Below are 20,857 nucleotides of genomic sequence, written 5' to 3' on the forward strand. Positions count from 1 at the left end.
CTCTCAGAGAAGAGGCATAAGTCTGTCAAAGTTCTTCACAGGATGGATCACTCGACGATGAGATTCTTATACGATGGTGCTTTAGGGTTAATCGAGACACGGACGCCCGAGAAGCCGCGCCCTGTCTTATTTCACACACAAGGGAGTCCTATGGCCATTCACACTAGCAGGCTCGATGCCACGGTCAAGCTTCTGAAAGAGGACGTCGATCAGGTCAGGCAGGAATTCCGCGACTTTCGAGACGTGCTGCGCACCGATATCCGCGAACTCAGGGGAGCACAGCTCACCGGCATTCGTGAGCTGCGGTTCGAAATCCGCCTCATGTGGGCGGGCGTCTTCGGTCTCGGCGCGATCATGGCAAAGGGCTTTCACTGGATCTGACTGGCAAGGTAGCGGGTCCATCAGTCGCCGGCCATTGCCAGTAATCGCCAGCACCCTCGCGCTACGTGCACGTTCAACCCAATACGTGACTCGCCGCGTCGAACGATTCCTCGTGAAACCGCAGGGGCGCCGCGCAATGCACGAGCGTATCGACGAAATACTTCGCCCGAGGCCACGGGCCGAAACCAGCGGCTGTATTGATATGCCCCGCGTCGCCCAGATTGACGAATGCACTACCCAAACGCCGCGCCAGGTCACGCGCGGCTGCGAGCGGCATCCACGGATCTGTTTCGCTGCCGACGACTATTGAAGGCACACCCAGCCGCCGCGCTTCGAACGCGCCCGCGAACGTGAACTTCTCCGGGCTCGCCGGCGCAACAAAGAGCACGCCGGCAATATCGGCCGCACAGGTGACCTTCTGCAATGCGTGCGCTGTTGCGAGGCAGCCGAAACTATGCGCGGCCAGCACAAACGGCCCGCGCTCACGTGCGATCAGGTCCCGCACCGACTGCGCCCAACCTGCCAGATCCGGCGCGTCCCAGTCAGCCTGCTCGACGCGCAGTGAGCGGGCAAACTGCCGCTCGAGCCATGTCTGCCAGTGTGCGCCCTCGCTGCCATGCAGGCCCGGCACCGTCACAAGCCGCGGTGGCCATATGCTTTTGCTGCACGAAAACATGACTCTCCTCACTGCCGGAATCCGGAAAGCCATTGTGGCTCGCCGGTCCGTTGGGCCGAACCAATTTTTCGTGCTTTGTTTATTGGAATGCGCCGGAAGGCGAAAGAACCACGTAAAAAAGCCGAGTGGATAAGGCATCTCGTGACACTCCCCCTCAGGCGCGCAGCGCCACGCACGAGCTGGGAGAGGTGGCTGCAGTCTGTACGACGCCCAGCCGAACAACCGGACCGCGCGCGTTCGCCGTCGAAAAAGTAAAATGAAGCCCATCCACCATAATGGAAGGAGGCCTCATGCCGCAAACGTCGCCCGGAGAACGGCGCCCGCTACAGCCGTTTCACCTCGCCTTCCCGGTGACCAGCCTGGAAAATGCACGCGCGTTCTACGGCAATCTGCTTGGCTGTCCGGAAGGCCGCAGTTCGCCGGAATGGGTTGACTTCGATTTTTTCGGGCATCAGCTTGTCGCGCACCTCGCGCCGGACGAAGTGAGCCGCGCCGGCGTCAACGCAGTCGATGGCGACGACGTCCCGGTCCGCCATTTCGGCGTCGTACTGACGATGGACGACTGGCACGCGCTCTCGGAGCGGCTGAAGGCCGCCGGCACGAATTTCATCATCGAGCCGCACATCCGCTTTAAGGGTGAAGTAGGTGAGCAGGCGACGATGTTCTTCCTCGACCCCTGCGGGAATGCGCTCGAATTCAAGGCGTTCAAGGACATTGGCCGGCTGTTCGCCAAATAACGGCGTGCAGCCACCCGGAGCGAATGCCCGTATGAAGGTTCTCTTTTACATGCCGCACTCCGACGCAGCCGCGTGGCTTCACGATTTCGCGCGCGCGCTGCCCGAAGCCGATCTTCGCGAGTGGCAACCGCACGACACGGCGCCGGCGGATTTCGCGGTCGTGTGGCGTCCGCCGCGCGAAATGCTCGCGGGCCGCGACGACCTGCGCGCCGTGTTCAACCTCGGCGCGGGTGTCGACGCGATCCTCGCGCTGGAACGCGCGCATCCCGGCACGCTGCCGCGCAATGCACATGTCGTGCGACTCGAAGATACCGGCATGGCACCGCAGATGGCGGAGTACGTGACGCATGCCGTGCTGCGCTACATGCGGCGCTTCGATGAATACGCGCGTCTGCAAGCCGAACACCGGTGGCAAGTGCTCGACCCGCATCCGCGCGCGACCTTCACCGTCGGCGTGCTCGGACTGGGCGTGCTCGGCGCGCATGTCGCAGGCACGCTTGCCGGGTTGGGCGTGCCTGTGCGCGGCTATAGCCGCAGCGCCAAGCAGATAGAAGGCGTACAAACCTATGCGGGTGAAGCGCAGTTCGATGCATTCCTCGACGACGTCAAGGTGCTGGTCAATCTGCTCCCGCACACGCCGGACACAAACGACGTGCTGAACGCGCGCACCTTCGGCAAACTTGCGCATGGCGCGTATCTGGTCAACGTCGCTCGCGGCGCGCACCTCGTCGAACAGGATCTGCTCGATGCCATCCAGCACGGCCAGATCGCCGGCGCGACGCTCGACGTCTTCCGCGAAGAACCCTTGCCGCCCGATCATCCGTTCTGGCGGGAGCCGCGCATCGCGATAACGCCGCACATTTCCGCACTGACCCTGCGCGAAGACAGCGTCGCGCAGGTTTCGCACAAGATCCATGCGCTGCTGCGCGGCGAGCCGATCAGCGGTGTGGTCGATCTCGCTCGCGGATACTGAAACCATTCAACAAGCCGCTTCGATGCGGCAGGAGACAGACATGGCCATGCCCCTGGCAGTGAAAATCGTCGAGGTCGGTCCCCGCGACGGACTTCAGAACGAAAAAGAATTTGTGCCGACCAACGTCAAGATCGACTTGATCAACCGGCTGTCGGCCGCGGGTTTTCGCAACGTCGAATCGGCCTCGTTCGTGTCCCCGAAGTGGGTGCCGCAGATGGCCGACGGCGCCGAGGTCATGGCCGGCATCGAGCGTCGCGCGGGCACGATCTATTCGGTGCTGACGCCGAATCTGCGCGGCTTCGAAGGCGCGCTGGCCGCGCAGGCTGACGAAATCGTGATCTTCGGCGCCGCGAGCGAAGCGTTCTCGCAGAAGAACATCAACTGCAGCATCGCCGAAAGCATCGAGCGTTTCGTGCCCGTCGCGCAGGCGGCGAAAGCGGCCGGCCTGCGGATTCGCGGCAGCGTGTCCTGCTCGCTCGGGTGCCCGTATCAGGGCGACGTGCCGGTGGCGTCCGTGGTCGATGTGGTCGAGCGTTTCGCCGCGCTTGGCTGCGATGAGATCGACATCGCCGACACGATCGGCGTCGGCACGCCGAGGCGCACGCGCGAAGTCTTCGATGCCGTGACGAAAGTGTTTCCGCGCGAATGTCTGTCGGGCCACTTCCACGACACATACGGCCAGGCCCTCGCTAACATCTACGCCGCGCTGCAGGAAGGCATCGAGATTTACCACGCGTCCGTGTCGGGGCTGGGCGGTTGTCCGTATGCGAAAGGCGCGACCGGCAATGTCGCCACCGAAGACGTGCTGTATCTGATGAACGGCCTCGGCATCGAGACCGGCATCGATCTCGCGCAGGTGGTCGCTATCGGCGATTTCATTTCGACCGCGACCGGCAAGCCGAACGTGTCGCGCGCGGGCAAGGCGTTGCTTGCCAAGGCACGCAGCGAACAGACACCGTGCGTTTGAGCCGCACAGGCATACGCAATACACGAATAGCGAAGCAAAACGGAAACGAAGACATGACGCAAAGCACCTCTTTTCAGGCAGACGAAGCCACTCACCCCGATCACCTCGATACGTTGCCCGATTCCGCACGACGCGTCGCGGCACTGCTGCGCGAGCGCGGTCACGCGAAGCCCGTCGTCATGCTCCCTGAAACCGGCAAGACGTCGGCCGAAGCCGCTGCCGGGCTCGGCTGCTCGGTCGCGCAGATCGCGAAGTCGATCCTGTTTCGGCGCCGCGACGACGATGCGCCGGTGCTGGTCATCGCGAGCGGCGTGAACCGCGTCGACGAAAAAAAGGTCGCGGCGCAAGTGGGCGAAATCGCTCGCGCGGATGCAAAGTTCGTCCGTGAAAAGACAGGCTACGCGATCGGCGGCGTGTGCCCAATCGGACACGCCACCCCGCCCGTCACGCTGATCGACGCCGACCTGCTCGCGCTCGACAGCCTGTGGGCCGCGGCCGGCCATCCGCACGCGGTGTTCAACCTGTCGCCGCAGGAACTCGTCGCACTGACCGGCGCGCCGGTCGTCGACGTGGCGCTGCGCGAGTCCGCATGATTGCCGGCGCAGTCGACGCGCCGGATATCGCGCCGGTGCCCTCGCCGTGCATCGACGTGTGCAGGATGAATCCCGACACCGGCTGGTGCGACGGATGCCTGCGCACGATCGACGAGATCGCTGGCTGGTCGTCGTTCGACGACTTGCAGAAGCGCGCCATCTGGGATTCGATCGAAGTGCGCCACGCGCAATTGATGGCAAAGCTCGCGGTCCACCCCAAGGCCTCGCCATGAACGCGCCGCCCCGTGTGGTGACAATTGGCGAGACGTTCAACACCACGCTGTCACTGTCAGCCGATTCGGTTAAATCGTTCGCCACGCTCGTCAACGATCTCAACCCGCTGCATCACGACGACGCGTACGCGGCGCAAAGCCCCTTCGGCGGGCTGATCGCCTCCGGCACGCAGCCGTCGGCGCATTTCATGGCGTTGCTCGCGACGCACTTTTCGACATACGCGCAGCCGCTCGGCCTCGAGTTCGACATCAAGCTGAAAAAAGCCGTCCATGCGAACGACACGCTGACGATCAACTGGCGTGTCCGCGACGCGTGGTGGAAGCCGAGTCTGAAGGGCGACCTGACACAACTCGACGGCAACGTCGTGAACCAGCGCGGCGAGACCGTGCTGATCGGCACGTCAACGATTCTCGTGATGCCGAAACCGGAAGCCGCACCACGATGATCGCGCTGCCGAAATCGATACGCGTGTTCGAGCGCGGATGGCTGTCGTCGAACAACGTGCTGCTGGTCGACGACGCGTGCGCGGCACTCGTGGATACCGGCTACGCCACGCACGCCCAGCAGACACGCGCGCTCGTGCAACAGGCGCTCGGGGTTCGGCCACTCGACCTGATCGTCAACACGCATCTGCATTCGGACCACTGCGGCGGCAACGCGTTGCTACAGGCGACGTGGCCTTGCCGCACCGCCATTCCATCCGCTGAAGCCGACGCGGTGCGCGGCTGGGACGACGCGCGGCTGACATTCCGCGCGACGGGGCAAACGTGCGAGCGCTTCAGCTTCACCGAAACGATCGAGCCGGGCGCGCAACTCACGCTCGGCGCGTTGCAGTGGGATGTCCTTGGCGCACCCGGCCACGACCCGCATTCGCTGATGCTGTATTGCGCAGACGAGCGCCTGCTGATCAGCGCCGACGCGCTGTGGGAAAACGGCTTCGGCGTGATCTTTCCGGAACTGGAGGGCGAAAGCGGTTTCGCTGAAGAACAGGCCGTCCTCGAGATGATCGCGCGGCTCGATGTGCGCGTCGTCATTCCAGGCCATGGCGCGCCGTTCACTAACGTTCAGGGGGCGTTGGAAAGCGCGTTTTCGCGGGTCGCGTGGCTGCGGGCCGATCCCACCCGAAACGCGAAGAATGCGCTCAAGGTGCTGATCGTGTTCAAGCTGCTCGAATTACGAGCGATGACGTTCGACGCACTGCTCGCCATGCTAGACGAGGCAACCGTGCTGCGCGCAGCGGCATCGATGCTCGCTCCTCGCAGCGAGTGGCCTGCGCTGCTGACGGGCGTAATCGAAGGTCTCGCGAAAAGCGGCGCGCTAACGGTCGACGGCACGCGCCTGCTTGCGCCTGCTGTGTGACGTTGCGCGCAACAATGCGCACGTAGTCAAAAATCCACACCACAAAAAAGAAAGCCGCTCGCCAGCAATGGCGAACGGCGGAATTTTGTCGACGTGATCAGCGTCGAGACGGATCATACCGAGCGCACCTTTCGGACGCATCGGTGATTTCCCTACAAAATCTTAACACCTGTCGAAAACCCTCATGCGAAGAGGCTTGGCACGGAATGGCCGTCTGCACGACGTGAGCTGATGTTGAACATTGCACGGCTTCGGTGCATGCGGCCGAACGGACCGTCGCACATGGTCTTCGCATGCGGAATCACAGATCCAGATTGCCGTTAGCCGATCGCTACTCCGTCGCTAGCAGGTGGACGACAAACGCTTTTGCGGGACGATTCGCCAGCCGAGATTGACGCCAGCGGCGGCCAGCAGGATCAGCGCCGCGCCTAGCACCTGCACCCAGGCGAGCTTCTGTCCGAATGCAACCCGATCGACGATGATCGCCACCACCGGATAGATGAACGACAGTGCGCCCGTCATCGCGGTCGGCAGTTTCTGGATCGCGCCGTACAGCAGCACATACATCACACCCGTGTTGACGATACCGAGCGTCGCGAGCTTGAGCCATTGCGCGGCGCTGGTCGGCAAGGCGTCGAAGTGCGCGAACGGCAGCAGCATCAGCACGCCCAGCGCAGCCTGGATCAGCGCGATCAGATGGGGCGGCGTGCCCTTCAGACGCTTCGTGACGATCGACGACACCGCGTACAGAAACGCCGCGCCGACCGCATACGCAACGCCTTCGAGATATTTGCCCGGCACCGCCAGCACGGCCGGCTCGACCTTCACGACCAGCACCAGCCCGCTGAACGCCACCAGCAGCCACGCGACGATCGACGGCGTGACACGTTCGCGGAAAATGATCACGCCTAGCGCGACCAGCATGAACGGCTGCGTGTTGTAGACGGCGGTCGCCATCGAAATCGACGCACGCGAGTACGCGGCAAACAGCAACAGCCAGTTCCCCACGATGGCCACGCTGCAGAGTGCGGTAAGCCCGATCATCCGCCACGAAAACAGCTTGCGCCGGAACAGGCCGAGCGCGCCACAAACGATAGCCATCGTCGCCGCGCCGAACAGACAGCGAAAGAACACGACGTTTTCCGTCGATTGTTGCGACGAGACCACCAGCCAGCCGATCGAGCCGGACATCAGCATCGCGATGCTCATTTCGGCGGCGCCGCGCCGAATTTCGTTCGAAGCCATGATTCGATCCTTCCATCGATTTCGATTACTCAATGGAGGTCAGTGTATTGAATCCAGCCGCCCGAATACATGGCTAAAATCAAGCGAAGAAGCGAATTCACCTTTTTTACGAAGGTTGAGATGACAAAACGCCTTTCCTCCGATATCACAACGGTCGCGCTCGACGATACCGATCGCGCGCTCATCACCGCACTTGCCGAAGACGCGCGTACACCGGTCAGCGAACTTGCGCGCCGCGTCGGTCTGTCGGCGCCAGGCACTGCGGACCGTCTGCGGCGGCTCGACGCGCAGGGTGTGATCGCGCGTTTCACGGTGCAGCTCGAACCGCGCGCGCTCGGCTACACGCTGCAGGCCATCGTCCGCGTGAAGCCGCTACCCGGCCAGTTGCATCTGGTTGAAGACGTGATCCGGCGAATTCCGGAGTTCGTGGAGTGCGACAAGGTCACCGGCGACGACTGCTTCATCTGCCGGCTTTATCTGCGTTCGATCGACCAGCTCGACGAGATCCTCTCGAAGGTGACCGAGCGTGCCGAGACAAGCACGGCCATCATCAAATCGACGCCGATCGCCCGGCGGCTGCCGCCACTGGCCGGGTAGCGGCGGTGCCTGTGGCCAGCGTGGCGCTTATTCGACTGCTTCGAAGAACGAGAGCATCTCCTTGACCAGTTGATCAGAGGCTTCCTCGGGAATGTAGTGTCCGCATGGCAACGACCGGCCACTCACGTCACGCGCCACGTGTCGCCATTCGGCGAGCGGGTCGAAACATTTCTCGAGCACGCCCTCATCCCCCCACAGCACGCGCATCGGGCAACCAATCTTGTGGCCGCGCTCGAGATCGGCACGATCGTGCTCGAGATCGATCGTCGCGGACGCGCGATAGTCCTCGCACATCGCATGTACCGCGCCCGGCTGCCGCAACGCGTGCCTGTAGGCATCCATTGCCTCCGGCGCGAACGGTGCCAGACCTGCATGACGGCCGCCCATCACACGTTCGATATAGACGTCCGGGTGCGCGCCGATCAGCGTTTCCGGCAGCGGCTCCGGCTGGATCAGGAAGAACCAGTGGAAATAAAGGGTGGCGAATTCGCGGTTGGTGGCTTCGTACATCGCGAGCGTTGGCGCAATGTCGAGCAGCATCAGCCGTTCGACTGCGTCCGGATGATCGAGCGCCATCCGGTGCGCGACGCGCGCGCCGCGATCGTGCGCGCAGACGAGAAAGCGCTCGAAGCCGAACTGCTTCATCACGGCGACCTGGTCGGCGGCCATTGCGCGCTTCGAGTAGGTCACGTGCGCCGGGTCGCCCGGCGGCTTCCCTGACGCGCCGTAGCCGCGCAGGTCGGTCGCAATCACGGTGAAATGCTTGGCAAGCTGCGACACGCAGCGATGCCAGATCATGTGCGTCTGCGGATGGCCATGCAGCAGCAGCAACGGCGGCCCATCTCCGCCCTTGACCCCGAAAATGTCGACATCGCCCGCTGCGATGCGAAAAGGCGTGAACTCCTCGAAGGACATGGCATGCCTCTTGTCGTTGTAGGTGCTGGAATTGTAGGAGCCAGATGGGTTGGCGCGGGGTGTGCCAGGCCACGGAAGCATAGAACCCGAGCACTCCTTCGAACTGGAATCAACAGGCACGAATCCGCAGTTCGCATATAATCGAACGATCGTTCTTAAAATCACCCGACGAATTGGCTGCTGACAGAAACCTGTCGCAGGTTCTGGTTCATCGCGCACCGTTCGCGGCCGCTACACTCACGGGATCGGGCGCCTTCATGCTGCGCGCACCGGTCCGCTTATCAGGAGACTCGAGTCATGGCATTGCCCGCCGTCCTGCAAAATCTTGCTTTGCCCGTCGTCGCTTCGCCGATGTTCATCGTCAGCTACCCCGAACTCGTGCTTGCCCAGTGCAAGGCGGGCATCGTCGGCTCTTTTCCCGCGCTGAATGCACGCCCTGCCGAACTGCTCGACGAATGGCTTACACAAATTCAGGCGTCGCTTGCCGAGCATAAGGCCGCGCATCCGGATGCCGTGATCGGTCCGATCGCCGTCAACCAGATCGTGCATCAGTCGAATACCCGGCTCGAGCACGACGTGCACGTCTGCGTCGAACACAAGGTGCCGATTTTCATTACCAGCCTGCGGGCGCCGGCAAGGGAAATCGTCGATGCCGTGCACAGCTATGGCGGCATCGTGCTGCACGATGTGATCAACCTGCGGCATGCCCAGAAGGCGCTGGAAGCCGGGGTCGACGGTCTGATTCTGGTGGCGGCGGGCGCAGGCGGACACGCCGGCACGACTTCGCCGTTTGCACTGGTGGGTGAAGTGCGACGGATGTTCGACGGCCCGATCGTGCTGTCCGGCGCGATTGCCAACGGCGGCTCGATTCTGGCGGCGCAGGCGATGGGCGCCGATCTCGCCTACATGGGCACGCGCTTCATCGCGACGCAGGAAGCGCACGCGGTCGAAAGCTACAAGCATGCGATCGTGAACTCCACTGCGTCGGACATCATCTACACGAATCTCTTCACCGGCGTGCACGGCAACTACATTCGCGAGAGCATCGAGAATGCCGGGCTCGATCCGGACGCGCTGCCCGAATCCGACAAGACCAGGATGAACTTCGGCAGCGACAAGGCCAAGGCGTGGAAAGACATCTGGGGTGCCGGCCAGGGCGTCGGTTTGATGCACGATGTGCCGAACGTCGCCGAACTGGTCGCGCGGCTCAAGCAGGAATACGAAGCGGCAAAGTCCCGGCTGCGGATCTAATTGTTGGCGCGCGACACCCGGAACGTACTCCGGGCGTCGCGTCTCCCCCAGAGGGAATCACATATTCCTTCGATACTGCCCACCCACCTCAAAAAGTGCATGCGAAATCTGGCCGAGCGAGCAGACCCGCACCACGTCCATCAGAACCGCAAACACGTTCCCGTCGTCGATCACCGTGCGCTTGAGCCGTTCGAGCGCCGCCGGCGCCGCATTCTGGTGTCGCATCTGGAAATCGCGCAGACGTAGAAGCTGCCCCTCCTTCTCGGCTTCCGTGGAACGCGCGAGTGCGACGGTCTGAGGCGCGTCGTGAGGATGCGAACCCAGAAACGTGTTCACGCCGACGATCGGATATGACCCGTCATGCTTGCGATGCTCGTACAGCATCGACTCATCCTGGATGCGTCCGCGCTGATAGCCGGTCTCCATCGCACCTAGCACGCCGCCGCGCTCCGTCAGTCGATCGAATTCCGCGAGGACCGCGGCCTCGACCAGGTCAGTCAGCTCATCGACAATGAAGCTGCCCTGGTTCGGATTCTGGTTCTTCGCCAGCCCCCACTCGCGATTGATGATCAGCTGGATCGCAATGGCGCGCCGCACGGAGTCTTCGGTCGGCGTGGTGATCGCTTCATCGAATGCGTTGGTGTGGAGTGAATTGCAGTTGTCATAGATCGCGATCAATGCCTGCAACGTGGTGCGGATATCGTTGAAGTCGATTTCCTGTGCGTGCAGGCTGCGCCCGGACGTCTGAATGTGGTACTTGAGCTTCTGGCTGCGCTCGTTTGCGCCGTAAAGGTCGCGCATTGCAATCGCCCAGATGCGTCGCGCGACGCGCCCCAGCACCGTGTATTCCGGGTCCATCCCGTTCGAGAAAAAGAACGACAGGTTTGGCGCGAAGTCGTCGATCGACATGCCTCGCGCCAGATACGCCTCGACATACGTGAAGCCGTTCGCAAGCGTGTAGGCGAGCTGCGAGATCGGATTCGCGCCGGCCTCGGCGATGTGATAGCCGGAAATCGATACCGAATAGAAATTCCGCACACCGTGCTCGACGAAGTACGCCTGAATGTCGCCCATCACTTTCAGGCTGAATTCCGTCGAGAAGATGCACGTGTTCTGCCCTTGATCCTCCTTCAGGATATCGGCCTGAACGGTGCCGCGAACGTTCCGCAGCGCATAGCGGCGCGCCTCGCCCAGTTCGGCTGCGGTCGGTGCCCGGCCTTGTGCTTTTGCACGCTCGTGCACAAGCGCAAGCTGCTGGTCGATCGCGGCGTTGAAGAACATCGCGAGGATCGTGGGCGCCGGACCATTGATCGTCATCGACACCGACGTCTCCGGCGCGCACAGGTCGAAGCCGTCGTACAGCACCTTCAGATCGTCGAGCGTTGCGACCGATACGCCCGAGTTGCCCACCTTGCCGTAGATGTCCGGACGCTCGTCCGGTTCTTCGCCGTAGAGCGTGACGGAATCGAATGCCGTCGACAGGCGCTTCGCCGGCATGCCTTCCGATAGCAGCCTGAAGCGCCGGTTGGTGCGGAAGGGGTCGCCCTCGCCGGCGAACATGCGCGTCGGGTCTTCGTTTTCACGCTTGAAGGGAAACACGCCTGCCGTGAACGGAAAATAGCCCGGCAGGTTTTCCAGCATCAGCCAGCGCAGGATCGCGCCGGGGTCGGCAAAGGTCGGCAAGGCGACCTTGCGGATCGTCGAACCCGAGAGCGTCGATACTGTCAGGGCCGTGCGAATTTCGCGTTCGCGAATGCGCACCACGTGCTCGTCGCCGGAATAGGCCGCGACGGTCGTTGGCCATGCCGCCAGCAGCGCTTTTTCAGGTTCGCCTAGCTGGGCTTCCTTGCGGGCAATCAGGGAATCGAGCCGGCTGGTGGTGTCATCATCGTCCCCCCGCAAGCCGTCCTTCGAGGCGTCCGGCTCGTCGAGCATCCTCCGCGCTTCGGTGAGCTGCCAGCGCTCGCGCGAGATGCGGGATTGCGACTCTGCCCGGGCACGATACTTCCCTACAGTCTGCGCGACGTCGGCCAGGTAACGCACGCGCGCAGGAGGCACGATTGCGTGGCGGTCCGACGAATGACGCACGCCCGGGAGCTTCGGCAGAAGGCCGCCGCCTTCGGGCAAACCGTGCCCGCGCAGCGCTTCTGCGACATGCTGGTAAAGCGCGGTCACGCCGTCGTCGTTGAAGCGCGACGCGATTGTGCCGAACACCGGCATCGTGTCGGGCGCCGCTGAAAAGCTGCTGCGATTGCGCTGCACCTGCTTCGCGACATCGCGTAGCGCATCGGCGGCTCCCTTACGGTCGAACTTGTTGATCGCAACGAAATCCGCGAAATCGAGCATGTCGATCTTTTCGAGCTGGGTCGCGGCGCCGAACTCCGGCGTCATCACATAGAGCGACTGGTCGACCAACCGCACGATCGCGGCGTCGCCCTGACCGATGCCCGAGGTCTCCACGACGACCAGGTCGAAGCCCGCCGCCTTGCACGCGACGATTGCATCGGGCAGCGCGTCGGAGAGTTCACTTGCCGCCTCGCGGGTCGCCATCGAACGCATGAAAACGCGGGCGCCGCCACCCCAGTCGCCGATCGCGTTCATCCGGATGCGGTCGCCGAGCAGCGCGCCGCCCGACTTGCGGCGCGACGGATCGATGGCGAGCACGGCGATCCTGAGCACGTCGCCAAAGTCGAGACGAAAGCGGCGGATCAGTTCGTCCGTCAGCGACGACTTGCCCGCGCCGCCGGTGCCCGTGATGCCTAACACCGGAATTCGCGCAGCCTTCGCGCGTGCAATCAGCACGTCGCGTGAGGTTGCGTCCGCGCTGCCCGTTTCGAGCGCAGTGATGAGTTGAGCAAGCTGACGAAAGACGTGTGAGACGTCATTCCCGGCCCGTGCTTCGGCAAGCGGCTCGAACGGCTCGGGTAGCGCCTGCGCCGCGTCGGCGCAACGCGCGATCATGTCGTCGATCATGCCCTGCAGGCCGAGTCGCTGACCGTCGTGCGGCGAGTAGATCCGCTCGACGCCGTAACGTTCGAGTTCAGCGATCTCAGCGGGGACGATCACCCCGCCCCCGCCGCCGAATACCTTGATCCGGCCGCCACCGCGCGCACGCAGAAGATCGACGAGGTAACGGAAGTATTCGACGTGGCCACCCTGGTAGCTCGATACGGCAACACCGTCGGCATCTTCATGCAACGCGGCGGTGGCCACCTCTTCAACGGAACGGTTGTGGCCAAGGTGGATCACTTCGACGCCGCTTGCCTGCAGGATGCGACGCATGATGTTGATCGAGGCGTCGTGGCCGTCGAACAGCGCCGCGGCCGTCACGAAGCGTAGACGCCGCACAGGATGCGGCGTGCCTGACGGCCCCTGGCCGCCCACGCGCTGCGGCGTGGAAAGATCTGTCATGTCTCCCCCGGATCGTCGAACGTATCGGGCTTTTTTGCAGTATAGCCAAATGACGTCGGCGGCCTGGCTGCACTTGTGTCAGCGCTTCACGCTGTGGCTGCGCTTGCAGCCCGGACGCTCAACATGCGGGCAACCCGTAACGTAAGGCCGCCTCTCGCGGATCAGCGTGCAGCCGCCGCGCGGATCTGTTCGAGCGAGGGCCACAGCTCCCGGCTGGCAAAACGTTCCGCCAGAAAATCAACGAACGAGCGCACCTTCGCCGACAGATGCCGACGGCTCGCGTAGACGACATGGATCGGAAGTTCGCGCGGCGGGAGTTCATCGACGAGCAGCGGCACGAGCCGGCCGGCTGTGAGATCGTCCCCGATCACTTCGGTGCCGAGCATCGCGATTCCCGCGCCCTGCAGCACCACGACGCGCAGCGCTTCCAGATGGTTGACGATCATGTTCCCGGTCGGCCGCACTTTTGCGCCGCCGGCGTCCGCGCCCGGCGCGAGTTCCTGCGCCGACACACCCGCGTACTGAATGAAGTTGTGCTTCGCGAGGTCGGCGAGCGTCGCCGGCGTGCCGTGGCGGCGCAGGTATTCCGGCGACGCGCACAGTACGATATGCGCGGTCGCAATCTGCCGCGCGATCAGGGACGACGACTTCAGTCCCGTTGGCGATGCCCGGATCGCCACGTCGAAACCTTCGTCGATCAGTTCGACGACGCGGTCGGACAACGTGATTTCGACGGTTACCTGCGGAAACTGCGCGGCGTAGTCGGCGAGCGCGCTCATCACATGGCTCAGGCCGAACGCGGACAGCGACGACACCCGCAACCGCCCCTGTGGCACGACGCTCGCGGCGCCGACGGCCTGTTCGGCTTCGTCCAGTTCGGTCAGCACCTGCGAGAGCCGCTCGTAGTATTCGCGGCCGGCTTCGGTGGGCGCGACGCGGCGCGTAGTCCGGTTCAGGAGCCGCGCACCGAGCTGCTGTTCAAGGTGCATCACGTGCTTGCTCGCCATCGCCGCCGACATTTCCATCCGTTCCGCCGCCCCGACGAAGCTCCCCACTTCGACCACGTGGCGAAACACTTTCATGCTGACGAGGGTATCCATGGCAATCGCGCGCAACAGGAATTAATCGGTTCAGTAGCGGCGACTTTAACAAAGAATGGTGAGGAAAGTACTTGAACTACGCCAGAAGAAGACAGAGGCCCCGGCGTTCCGGAGAACGCAGGGGCCTCTGTCTTGCTGCTTACGCTTTTGTGCAGGCGTCGCGGCGCCCGTCCTGAAAGTGGCCCGGGAAGCGGGGCCTAGAACTTCGCGCGGATACCGACGCCAAACGTGTCGCCGCTCGACTGACGGCTGATGTGGTCGTACAGGTAGGCCGCGTAGACATCGGTGCGTTTGGAGAGCGGGTAGTCGTAGCCGACCGCCGCCGTTTGACGCGTCTGGTCGAGACCGCCCGAGTCACGCGAGTAAGCATACGACGCCATGATCGTGCCCGGCCCCGCCGGCACGGTCACGCCGCCCTGCGCGGTATTGACGTGCCAGCCGCTGATCTGCTGGTTGTTCGACGTGTACATGTACTGGCCGTAAAGCTTCACGAACTTGAAGTCATACGACAGGCCAAGCTGGCCGACGCCCTGGCTCTTCATCCCCGTCACGAGACTGTCCAGGTCCCCCGGGCTGTTGTTGAAGTTCACGTATTGATAGACGCCCGTCGCCGCGAACGCACCATGGAAGTACAGGAACTGCGCGCTGTACTTCTTCGCACCGTTCTGGCCGGCCGTGTTGCCGAGCGCGTACATTACGTTGCCGCTCAGGCCGTTGAAGTTCGGCGTCGAATACTGCACCGCGTTGTTCCAGCCCGAATCACCGACGACGCCCTGGTCCGTCGTGTATGTCGGGAACGTGCCGAGTCCGAGGTACACGTGGTACACCATCGGCGAGAAGACGTACGAGTCGATGAACGGATTGAAGAGGATCGTCGAGACGAACAGGTCCGTCGTCAGGCGGCCTGCCGTCAGCGTGCCGTAGGGCGACTCGATGCCGACGTACGCGTTGCGGGAGAACATCGTGTCGCCTGTGAAGCGTCCATATTGACCGTTCTGCGCGCGGAAGAACCCTTCGAGGGTGAAGATCGCCTTATAGCCGCCACCTAGATCTTCTGCGCCTTTCATGCCCCAGTACGACGTCGACATCCCGCCGCCGGACACCTGCCACGCACGCTCGCCGCCAGGGAATTTCTGCGCACCAACCCATTCGTCGACCTGACCGTAAAGCTGAACGCTCGACTGCGCAAAAGCGGTCGATGCGCCTGCCAGGAGGCCGGCAATGACACTTGCCTTGAGCGTTGTTCTCAGCGCGCGGCTGACGTTTGTATTCATGAATTCTCCAGTCTTGTCAAAAGTGTGCGTGGCTGGCGCGATGGGTGGCTCGCGCGAACTGTTGTAGTTGTCCGTCAGGTCGTCGAGCTGATCTGGGTCAGTGAGCGGAGACCATCTTTGCGGACCATTTTTATGAAAAGAAATATGGCTGGTTATTGCCGGTATATGAGCCGGGTTAGTTTCGTCGAATAACGTCCTGCTAAAGCACGCTCGTACGATTGGCGGGCCGCAAGTCTACATGCCGTCCAGCGCCTGCGGACGCGGCCGGGGTGACTGGAAACGGCTACGGGTGGTTGAATGCGCGGCTCCAGTCGCATCGCCGCAACAGGAGGCGCGGTCTCGTGCGCGAGGCGTCCGCACTGCCCGATTTTTCACAAAAGTGTGGCGCGCGCGCGTCAATCCAGCGGCCGGGTGCCGACATGAAGGCGCGGCGAGACGGTTAGATCGACAGAGATGACGACGTCAGCTAACAGGAACGCGCAATCGGCATTGCCGTCAGGTTGGGAGGAAGCGAGACTGGAAGGACGAAACTGGCGGGGCGGCTAACCTGGCGGCAGCCTGAGTGGAAGCAGCAGCGGAGTAGCGAAGTGGTGAGTTGTCCGACGGCGAACCGCCTGGGCTGGCAGGATCAGACGAATCAGTTGCTTCAGTTGCGATAGGTCGAAGGCGCTGGCGGCCTTTGAACGTCATCTGGCGGATGCGGGATCGGGCGGGCCGCGCCTCGCTCCTCGTTGTAGCGGGCAACGTCTGCCCGGATCGAACCCGCGCGGACGATGGGTGCATTGGCCGGCGGCCGCGGCACAGGGCGTCCTTCGGTGCTTACAGGCGTGATCGCGCCGGCGTAACGCATGCCGTCATCCGGGTGCCACGATCGATCCTGACCGGCCATTCGCGGCGGCGAGCCATGACCCGCGCCATAAGCGGGGCCGTTGAGAGCGCGTTGCCCGTGTACATTCCGATCCGCCGGTGCGCCGCGATCAGACGGCATGCCGTACCAGCGTCCACCTGCCCGGGCATCCTGATGTGACCGCGCATAGTTGCCGGAGCCACCGCCATGCATGCCGTCAGCGGCATGCGGCACCGGCGCAGGTTTCGCATGGGCGAACGAGACCAGGGCTGCGACAAGCGCGCCCAACACCCAGTGCCTCCTGTTCGAATACCCTGCTTCCACGATAGTCAACCTGCCCGACGATGCGCCACGGATTCGCCTTCGAGCGTCGACGAAACCGTTTTGAAACTAGCGCGACCGGCGCGCAACAATTACGCCGTCCGATATTCCAATAGCCGTTGTGCAGTAATTTATGGGCGGCTCCAAATCGTGTCGAGCCAAAAAGTGTTATGCCTGGGGAAGGGTTGTAACACCGTGTTACCGCTAGGTTTTTTCGGGAAAATGCCCGCCATTCATCGATAAGGACTACCGGAAGATGCGCGCGCAGCGACCGCAAATGACGCTCGGTAAATCCGACCGGCGCGATTGCACAGACCGAAATCGGAACAATTGAGCAGACTAAAAGCGTGGCACGGCCGCATGCGCATTCCGCATTAATCGATTCTTCAAATGAATTTGCATATTTAATCGACTTCGCCGGACAATAGATGTTTTCATAACACCCACTGGCCGCACGGCCTGCGCGCACGGCAGCCGCGCATGTCAGCGTTTGCAGGCCGCACTGAACACACCGCTTCGAGATTTCCAGATGGCTCGCCCAAAACTGCTTCCCGACAACTTCACCCTGTGCCTCGTGGGCACCGTCATCCTGGCGAGCCTCTTGCCCGTTCAGGGCGAGGCCGCCGTTGGGTTCAACTGGCTGACGAACATTGCCGTCGGTCTGCTGTTTTTCCTGCATGGCGCGAAGCTGTCACGCGAAGCGATCGTGGCGGGCGCGACGCACTGGCGATTGCATCTGGTTGTGCTGCTCAGCACGTTCGCGTTGTTTCCGCTGCTCGGCCTCGCGCTTAAACCGCTCCTTTCGCCGCTCGTCACGCCGGCGCTCTACGCGGGGATTCTCTTCCTCTGCACCCTGCCATCGACGGTCCAGTCGTCCATCGCGTTCACGTCGATTGCCAAAGGCAACGTGCCCGCCGCCGTATGCAGCGCGTCGGCATCGAGCCTGCTCGGCATCTTCATCACTCCGGCACTCGTGAGCCTCGTGGTCACGAATCAGGCTGCGGGGGGCACCTCGGCCTGGCATACGGTATGGAACATCGTGCTGCAACTGCTGGTGCCGTTCGTGGCCGGGCAATTGCTGCGCCCGGTGATCGGCGGGTGGATCGAACGCAATCGCGGCGTGCTGAAATTCGTCGACCAGGGGTCGATCCTGCTGGTGGTCTATGCGGCGTTCAGCGAGGCAGTCAACGAAGGCCTGTGGCATCACATCCCGCTCGCCGCGTTGGCCGGCCTGCTCGTGGTCTGCGCGGTGCTGCTGGCGCTCGCGCTCGGCATCACCATGTTCGTGAGCAAACGGCTCGGCTTCAATCGCGCTGACCAGATCACCATCATCTTCTGCGGTTCGAAAAAAAGCCTCGCGGCGGGCGTGCCGATGGCGAAGGTGATCTTCGCGTCGCACGCGGTCGGTGCGGTGGTGCTGCCGCTGATGCTGTTCCATCAGATCCAGCTGATGGTATGCGCCGCACTCGCGCAACGCTGGGGCGCGCGCGACATGGGTAACGAACAACGCACCACCAGCAAGGAACGCGCACCCGCTGCGGTTGCGCGCCGCTGAATGCGCGGATGCATCGAACGACAGATCCATAGCCTCTCCTCCGCGTGATCAGACAAAAGCCGCCTCGTGCGGCTTTTTTTGCTATTTCACGCTGGAACGCGCGCGCCGTCTGCCTGGCCAGGTGGCATAGTCGCACGCACCATATCAGGGCAACGCGTCATTAAATATTCATTTAATTTGTGCGCATCACGGCCGATAAGGCGGCCACTTCCCTCGTTTTCGGCAGCCGCTCATGTCCGTCCGCCCGTCCCCCGACTCATCCGCACCGAGCATCGAAGATCTGATCGCCCGGCGTAGCCTGTCGGCGGTGTTTCAGCCGATCGTCGACTTCGACAACGGCGCGATTCTCGGCTACGAGGGGCTGATTCGCGGGCCGGCAGGCACGTCGGTCGAAACGCCCTACGCGCTTTTTGCACAGGCGGCCATCGAAGGCTGCGGGATTGCACTGGAGCGGGCCGCCGCGCGCACCTGCCTCGAAGCCTTCGCGCTCCTGAAGTGCGAAGGCAAGCTGTTTCTCAACTTCAGCGCAGGCGCCATGCGGGACCTCGCGGCTGCGCGCGACAGCACGCTCGCGCTGCTGCATCATGCGGGCGTCAACCCGGGGCGGATCGTGATCGAGCTGACCGAGCAGAGCGCGATTCCCGACTTCAGCAATTTTCTGCCTGTGATCGCGGCGTTACGCACGGCCGGCGCACAGTTCGCGCTCGACGACTACGGCACCGCGAACGCCAGCATGAACCTGTGGGTCCGCCTGCAGCCGGACGTCGTGAAGATCGACCGCTTCTTCATCCATGACATCGCCAGCGATCCGCTCAAGTTCGAAGCCGTGCGGGCCATGCAGCACTTCGCAAACGCGAGCGGCGCGAAGCTCGTCGCGGAAGGCATCGAGAACGAGGCCGACCTGATCGTCGTGCGCGACATGGGCATCGGCTGTGGACAGGGCTATTTCTTCGGTAGGCCCAACGCGCAGCCGGCGCGCCTCATCGCCGACGAGGCCAGTCAGGCCATCCGCGCCCACCACATCGCCGTGTTCCCGGAAACGACGCGCACGCTGGGCGCGTCGCCTTCAGGCGGCATGGCGTCGGAAAAAATGCTAGTGCATGCGCCCGCGCTGCCGCGCCAGGCGACGAACAACGACGTGCTCGAACTCTTCAACCGTCTTCCGGCTCTGCACGCCGTCGCGGTCGTGGAGCGCGACGAGCCAATCGCCCTGATCAACCGCCGTTCGTTCATGGACCGCTACGCGCTGCCGTATCATCGTGAGCTCTTCGGCAAGCGCCCGTGCCTGCTGTTTGCGAACGCGTCGCCGGTCGTCATCGAGAAATCGATGACCGTCGAGCAGATGGCGAAGCTCCTGGCCAGCGACGACCAGCGCTATCTCGCCGATGGTTTCGTCATCACGGACAACGGCCGATACGCCGGCCTCGGCACCGGAGAAAAGCTCGTGCGCGCCGTCACCGAGGTGCGCATCGAAGCGGCGCGCTACGCGAACCCGCTGACGTTCCTGCCGGGCAACATTCCGATCAGCTCGCATATCGCGCGGCTCGTCAGCAATGACGCGGTGTTCTACGCGTGTTACGTCGACCTGAACGACTTCAAGCCATTCAACGACGAATACGGCTACTGGCAGGGCGACGAAGTCCTGAAGTTCGCGGCCGCCGTACTCGCCGAGGTGTGCGATCCGACGCGCGACTTTCTCGGTCACGTCGGAGGCGACGACTTCCTGATCCTGTTCCAGAGCGACGACTGGCGCGAACGCGCGTTGCGCGCGATTCACGCTTTCAACGAAGGCGCCCGGCGTTTCTACGCACCGGCCGACCGGCTAGCCGGCGGCATTCACGGCGAAGACCGGCGCGGCAATGCGACGTTCTTCAGCTTCGTCACGATGGCGGTCGGCGGCGTGTGCGTGAACCCCAGGAACAACACGGCGCACTGCACGAGCGAAGAGATCGCTTCGGTTGCGGCGCTCGCGAAGCGCCGCGCCAAGCAGGATCCGTCGGGTTTCGTACTGATCGACGAAAGCGAAAGCGATGCCTTGCTGCGCGGACGCATCGACGCTGCCGACGTGCTGATCGATTGATACGCACAGGCGTTCGCCGCAGGTTCACGCGCTATCGCTGAGCCGAGCGCATCGGGCCGACAGAACAACATCAAGCTGACACGACTTTCCTGCATCGTAGGGGTCCGGTCGTGGACATCCACTTTCCTGTGCCCCATGCGCGGCTACCGCACGGCATTGCGCGAGGCGGTGGCGATTTTCCGGATAGCGGCGGCGCAGGCAATGCGCGAGGAGTCGCTCCAGTCGCGACAAAGCGGGTTCCGATGCGCAGTTTAGTTTATTTTACTAAACAAATAATAATGGAACGCAGCCACTAAGTACGGGTATTTACGCGTATCAAACAGGCGTACCGAGGGTTTTGC

The 20,857-nt window shown here is 63.0% G+C and carries 19 protein-coding genes; 12 read left to right on the forward strand and 7 right to left on the reverse strand.

Going from position 1 to position 20,857, the window contains the following annotated elements; genetic code table 11:
- The first annotated feature begins 150 nt into the window (after window positions 1–150).
- Window positions 151–381: a hypothetical protein gene (locus tag P3T23_RS03845; protein WP_429314880.1), complete on the forward strand. Its 231-nt coding sequence runs from the start codon at window positions 151–153 to the stop codon at window positions 379–381.
- Window positions 382–454: 73 nt separating this feature from the next.
- On the opposite strand, the gene P3T23_RS03850 is transcribed toward P3T23_RS03845, so the two are convergent.
- Window positions 455–1,057 carry an RBBP9/YdeN family alpha/beta hydrolase gene (locus tag P3T23_RS03850; protein ID WP_429314881.1) on the reverse strand — a complete coding sequence of 201 codons (603 nt, stop codon included), beginning with the start codon at window positions 1,055–1,057 and terminating at the stop codon, window positions 455–457.
- Between the two features lie 290 nt (window positions 1,058–1,347).
- Here P3T23_RS03850 and P3T23_RS03855 point away from each other — a divergent pair, with 290 nt between their 5' ends.
- Genes P3T23_RS03855 through P3T23_RS03885 form a run of 7 tightly spaced genes read left to right on the forward strand, consistent with a single transcriptional unit; the run spans window position 1,348 to window position 5,920 of the window.
- Window positions 1,348–1,794 carry a VOC family protein gene (locus P3T23_RS03855; protein ID WP_429314882.1) on the forward strand — a complete coding sequence of 149 codons (447 nt, stop codon included), beginning with the start codon at window positions 1,348–1,350 and terminating at the stop codon, window positions 1,792–1,794.
- Between the two features lie 31 nt (window positions 1,795–1,825).
- Window positions 1,826–2,767 (forward strand): 2-hydroxyacid dehydrogenase, encoded by a 942-nt coding sequence (locus P3T23_RS03860; protein WP_429314883.1) that lies wholly within the window; start codon window positions 1,826–1,828, stop codon window positions 2,765–2,767.
- Window positions 2,768–2,807: 40 nt separating this feature from the next.
- A complete protein-coding gene (locus tag P3T23_RS03865; RefSeq protein ID WP_429314884.1) occupies window positions 2,808–3,734 on the forward strand; it encodes a hydroxymethylglutaryl-CoA lyase in 927 nt (308 codons plus the stop codon).
- A 53-nt stretch (window positions 3,735–3,787) separates the two neighbouring features.
- Window positions 3,788–4,327: a YbaK/EbsC family protein gene (locus P3T23_RS03870; RefSeq protein WP_429314885.1), complete on the forward strand. Its 540-nt coding sequence runs from the start codon at window positions 3,788–3,790 to the stop codon at window positions 4,325–4,327.
- Window positions 4,324–4,560 (forward strand): DUF1289 domain-containing protein, encoded by a 237-nt coding sequence (locus P3T23_RS03875; protein ID WP_429314886.1) that lies wholly within the window; start codon window positions 4,324–4,326, stop codon window positions 4,558–4,560. Before P3T23_RS03870 ends, P3T23_RS03875 begins: the two co-directional genes overlap by 4 nt.
- Window positions 4,557–5,006 carry a MaoC family dehydratase gene (locus P3T23_RS03880; protein ID WP_429314887.1) on the forward strand — a complete coding sequence of 150 codons (450 nt, stop codon included), beginning with the start codon at window positions 4,557–4,559 and terminating at the stop codon, window positions 5,004–5,006. Before P3T23_RS03875 ends, P3T23_RS03880 begins: the two co-directional genes overlap by 4 nt.
- Window positions 5,003–5,920 carry an MBL fold metallo-hydrolase gene (locus P3T23_RS03885; protein WP_429314888.1) on the forward strand — a complete coding sequence of 306 codons (918 nt, stop codon included), beginning with the start codon at window positions 5,003–5,005 and terminating at the stop codon, window positions 5,918–5,920. Before P3T23_RS03880 ends, P3T23_RS03885 begins: the two co-directional genes overlap by 4 nt.
- Before the next feature lie 342 nt (window positions 5,921–6,262).
- Here P3T23_RS03885 and P3T23_RS03890 read toward each other — a convergent pair whose 3' ends face one another.
- Window positions 6,263–7,165: a DMT family transporter gene (locus P3T23_RS03890; protein WP_429314889.1), complete on the reverse strand. Its 903-nt coding sequence runs from the start codon at window positions 7,163–7,165 to the stop codon at window positions 6,263–6,265.
- A 120-nt stretch (window positions 7,166–7,285) separates the two neighbouring features.
- Between P3T23_RS03890 and P3T23_RS03895 the strand changes: the two genes are divergently transcribed.
- The gene (locus P3T23_RS03895; RefSeq protein ID WP_429314890.1) at window positions 7,286–7,762 is read left to right on the forward strand and encodes an Lrp/AsnC family transcriptional regulator; all 477 of its coding nucleotides are present in this window, start codon (window positions 7,286–7,288) and stop codon (window positions 7,760–7,762) included.
- A gap of 27 nt (window positions 7,763–7,789) precedes the next feature.
- Here P3T23_RS03895 and P3T23_RS03900 read toward each other — a convergent pair whose 3' ends face one another.
- A complete protein-coding gene (locus P3T23_RS03900) occupies window positions 7,790–8,677 on the reverse strand; it encodes an alpha/beta fold hydrolase (RefSeq protein WP_429314891.1) in 888 nt (295 codons plus the stop codon).
- A gap of 297 nt (window positions 8,678–8,974) precedes the next feature.
- On the opposite strand from P3T23_RS03900, the gene P3T23_RS03905 reads away from it, so the two are divergent.
- Window positions 8,975–9,928, forward strand: coding sequence for an NAD(P)H-dependent flavin oxidoreductase (locus tag P3T23_RS03905; protein ID WP_429314892.1), 954 nt, complete (start codon window positions 8,975–8,977; stop codon window positions 9,926–9,928).
- Window positions 9,929–9,985: 57 nt separating this feature from the next.
- Here P3T23_RS03905 and icmF read toward each other — a convergent pair whose 3' ends face one another.
- The 4 genes from icmF to P3T23_RS03925 all read right to left on the reverse strand — a co-directional run bounded on the left by icmF (window position 9,986) and on the right by P3T23_RS03925 (window position 16,851).
- Window positions 9,986–13,339, reverse strand: a complete 3,354-nt coding sequence (icmF, locus tag P3T23_RS03910) for a fused isobutyryl-CoA mutase/GTPase IcmF (RefSeq protein WP_429314893.1) — start codon at window positions 13,337–13,339, stop codon at window positions 9,986–9,988.
- Window positions 13,340–13,500: 161 nt separating this feature from the next.
- A complete protein-coding gene (locus P3T23_RS03915; protein ID WP_429314894.1) occupies window positions 13,501–14,439 on the reverse strand; it encodes a LysR family transcriptional regulator in 939 nt (312 codons plus the stop codon).
- Window positions 14,440–14,636: 197 nt separating this feature from the next.
- On the reverse strand, window positions 14,637–15,713 hold the full coding sequence (locus P3T23_RS03920; RefSeq protein WP_429314895.1) for a porin: 1,077 nt from the start codon (window positions 15,711–15,713) through the stop codon (window positions 14,637–14,639).
- Window positions 15,714–16,359: 646 nt separating this feature from the next.
- Complete coding sequence (locus P3T23_RS03925; protein WP_429314896.1) at window positions 16,360–16,851, reverse strand: hypothetical protein; 492 nt, start codon at window positions 16,849–16,851, stop codon at window positions 16,360–16,362.
- A 559-nt stretch (window positions 16,852–17,410) separates the two neighbouring features.
- Between P3T23_RS03925 and P3T23_RS03930 the strand changes: the two genes are divergently transcribed.
- Together P3T23_RS03930 and P3T23_RS03935 are read left to right on the forward strand one after the other, a co-directional pair.
- Complete coding sequence (locus tag P3T23_RS03930) at window positions 17,411–18,436, forward strand: bile acid:sodium symporter family protein (RefSeq protein WP_429314897.1); 1,026 nt, start codon at window positions 17,411–17,413, stop codon at window positions 18,434–18,436.
- Between the two features lie 232 nt (window positions 18,437–18,668).
- On the forward strand, window positions 18,669–20,516 hold the full coding sequence (locus tag P3T23_RS03935; RefSeq protein ID WP_429314898.1) for an EAL domain-containing protein: 1,848 nt from the start codon (window positions 18,669–18,671) through the stop codon (window positions 20,514–20,516).
- Window positions 20,517–20,857: the final 341 nt, after the last annotated feature.

Origin of the sequence: Paraburkholderia sp. GAS448 (assembly GCF_050435685.1) — a bacterium.
Lineage (GTDB): Bacteria > Pseudomonadota > Gammaproteobacteria > Burkholderiales > Burkholderiaceae > Paraburkholderia.

Excerpts from the sequence above, each read along its gene's own strand:
- P3T23_RS03845 (WP_429314880.1), top strand. The coding sequence starts at position 151 with ATGGCCATTCACACTAGCAGGCTCGATGCCACGGTCAAGCTTCTGAAA.
- P3T23_RS03850 (WP_429314881.1), bottom strand. The coding sequence starts at position 1,057 with ATGTTTTCGTGCAGCAAAAGCATATGGCCACCGCGGCTTGTGACGGTG.
- P3T23_RS03855 (WP_429314882.1), top strand. The coding sequence starts at position 1,348 with ATGCCGCAAACGTCGCCCGGAGAACGGCGCCCGCTACAGCCGTTTCAC.
- P3T23_RS03860 (WP_429314883.1), top strand. The coding sequence starts at position 1,826 with ATGAAGGTTCTCTTTTACATGCCGCACTCCGACGCAGCCGCGTGGCTT.
- P3T23_RS03865 (WP_429314884.1), top strand. The coding sequence starts at position 2,808 with ATGGCCATGCCCCTGGCAGTGAAAATCGTCGAGGTCGGTCCCCGCGAC.
- P3T23_RS03870 (WP_429314885.1), top strand. The coding sequence starts at position 3,788 with ATGACGCAAAGCACCTCTTTTCAGGCAGACGAAGCCACTCACCCCGAT.
- P3T23_RS03875 (WP_429314886.1), top strand. The coding sequence starts at position 4,324 with ATGATTGCCGGCGCAGTCGACGCGCCGGATATCGCGCCGGTGCCCTCG.
- P3T23_RS03880 (WP_429314887.1), top strand. The coding sequence starts at position 4,557 with ATGAACGCGCCGCCCCGTGTGGTGACAATTGGCGAGACGTTCAACACC.
- P3T23_RS03885 (WP_429314888.1), top strand. The coding sequence starts at position 5,003 with ATGATCGCGCTGCCGAAATCGATACGCGTGTTCGAGCGCGGATGGCTG.
- P3T23_RS03890 (WP_429314889.1), bottom strand. The coding sequence starts at position 7,165 with ATGGCTTCGAACGAAATTCGGCGCGGCGCCGCCGAAATGAGCATCGCG.
- P3T23_RS03895 (WP_429314890.1), top strand. The coding sequence starts at position 7,286 with ATGACAAAACGCCTTTCCTCCGATATCACAACGGTCGCGCTCGACGAT.
- P3T23_RS03900 (WP_429314891.1), bottom strand. The coding sequence starts at position 8,677 with ATGTCCTTCGAGGAGTTCACGCCTTTTCGCATCGCAGCGGGCGATGTC.
- P3T23_RS03905 (WP_429314892.1), top strand. The coding sequence starts at position 8,975 with ATGGCATTGCCCGCCGTCCTGCAAAATCTTGCTTTGCCCGTCGTCGCT.
- icmF (WP_429314893.1), bottom strand. The coding sequence starts at position 13,339 with ATGACAGATCTTTCCACGCCGCAGCGCGTGGGCGGCCAGGGGCCGTCA.
- P3T23_RS03915 (WP_429314894.1), bottom strand. The coding sequence starts at position 14,439 with ATGGATACCCTCGTCAGCATGAAAGTGTTTCGCCACGTGGTCGAAGTG.
- P3T23_RS03920 (WP_429314895.1), bottom strand. The coding sequence starts at position 15,713 with ATGAATACAAACGTCAGCCGCGCGCTGAGAACAACGCTCAAGGCAAGT.
- P3T23_RS03930 (WP_429314897.1), top strand. The coding sequence starts at position 17,411 with ATGGCTCGCCCAAAACTGCTTCCCGACAACTTCACCCTGTGCCTCGTG.
- P3T23_RS03935 (WP_429314898.1), top strand. The coding sequence starts at position 18,669 with ATGTCCGTCCGCCCGTCCCCCGACTCATCCGCACCGAGCATCGAAGAT.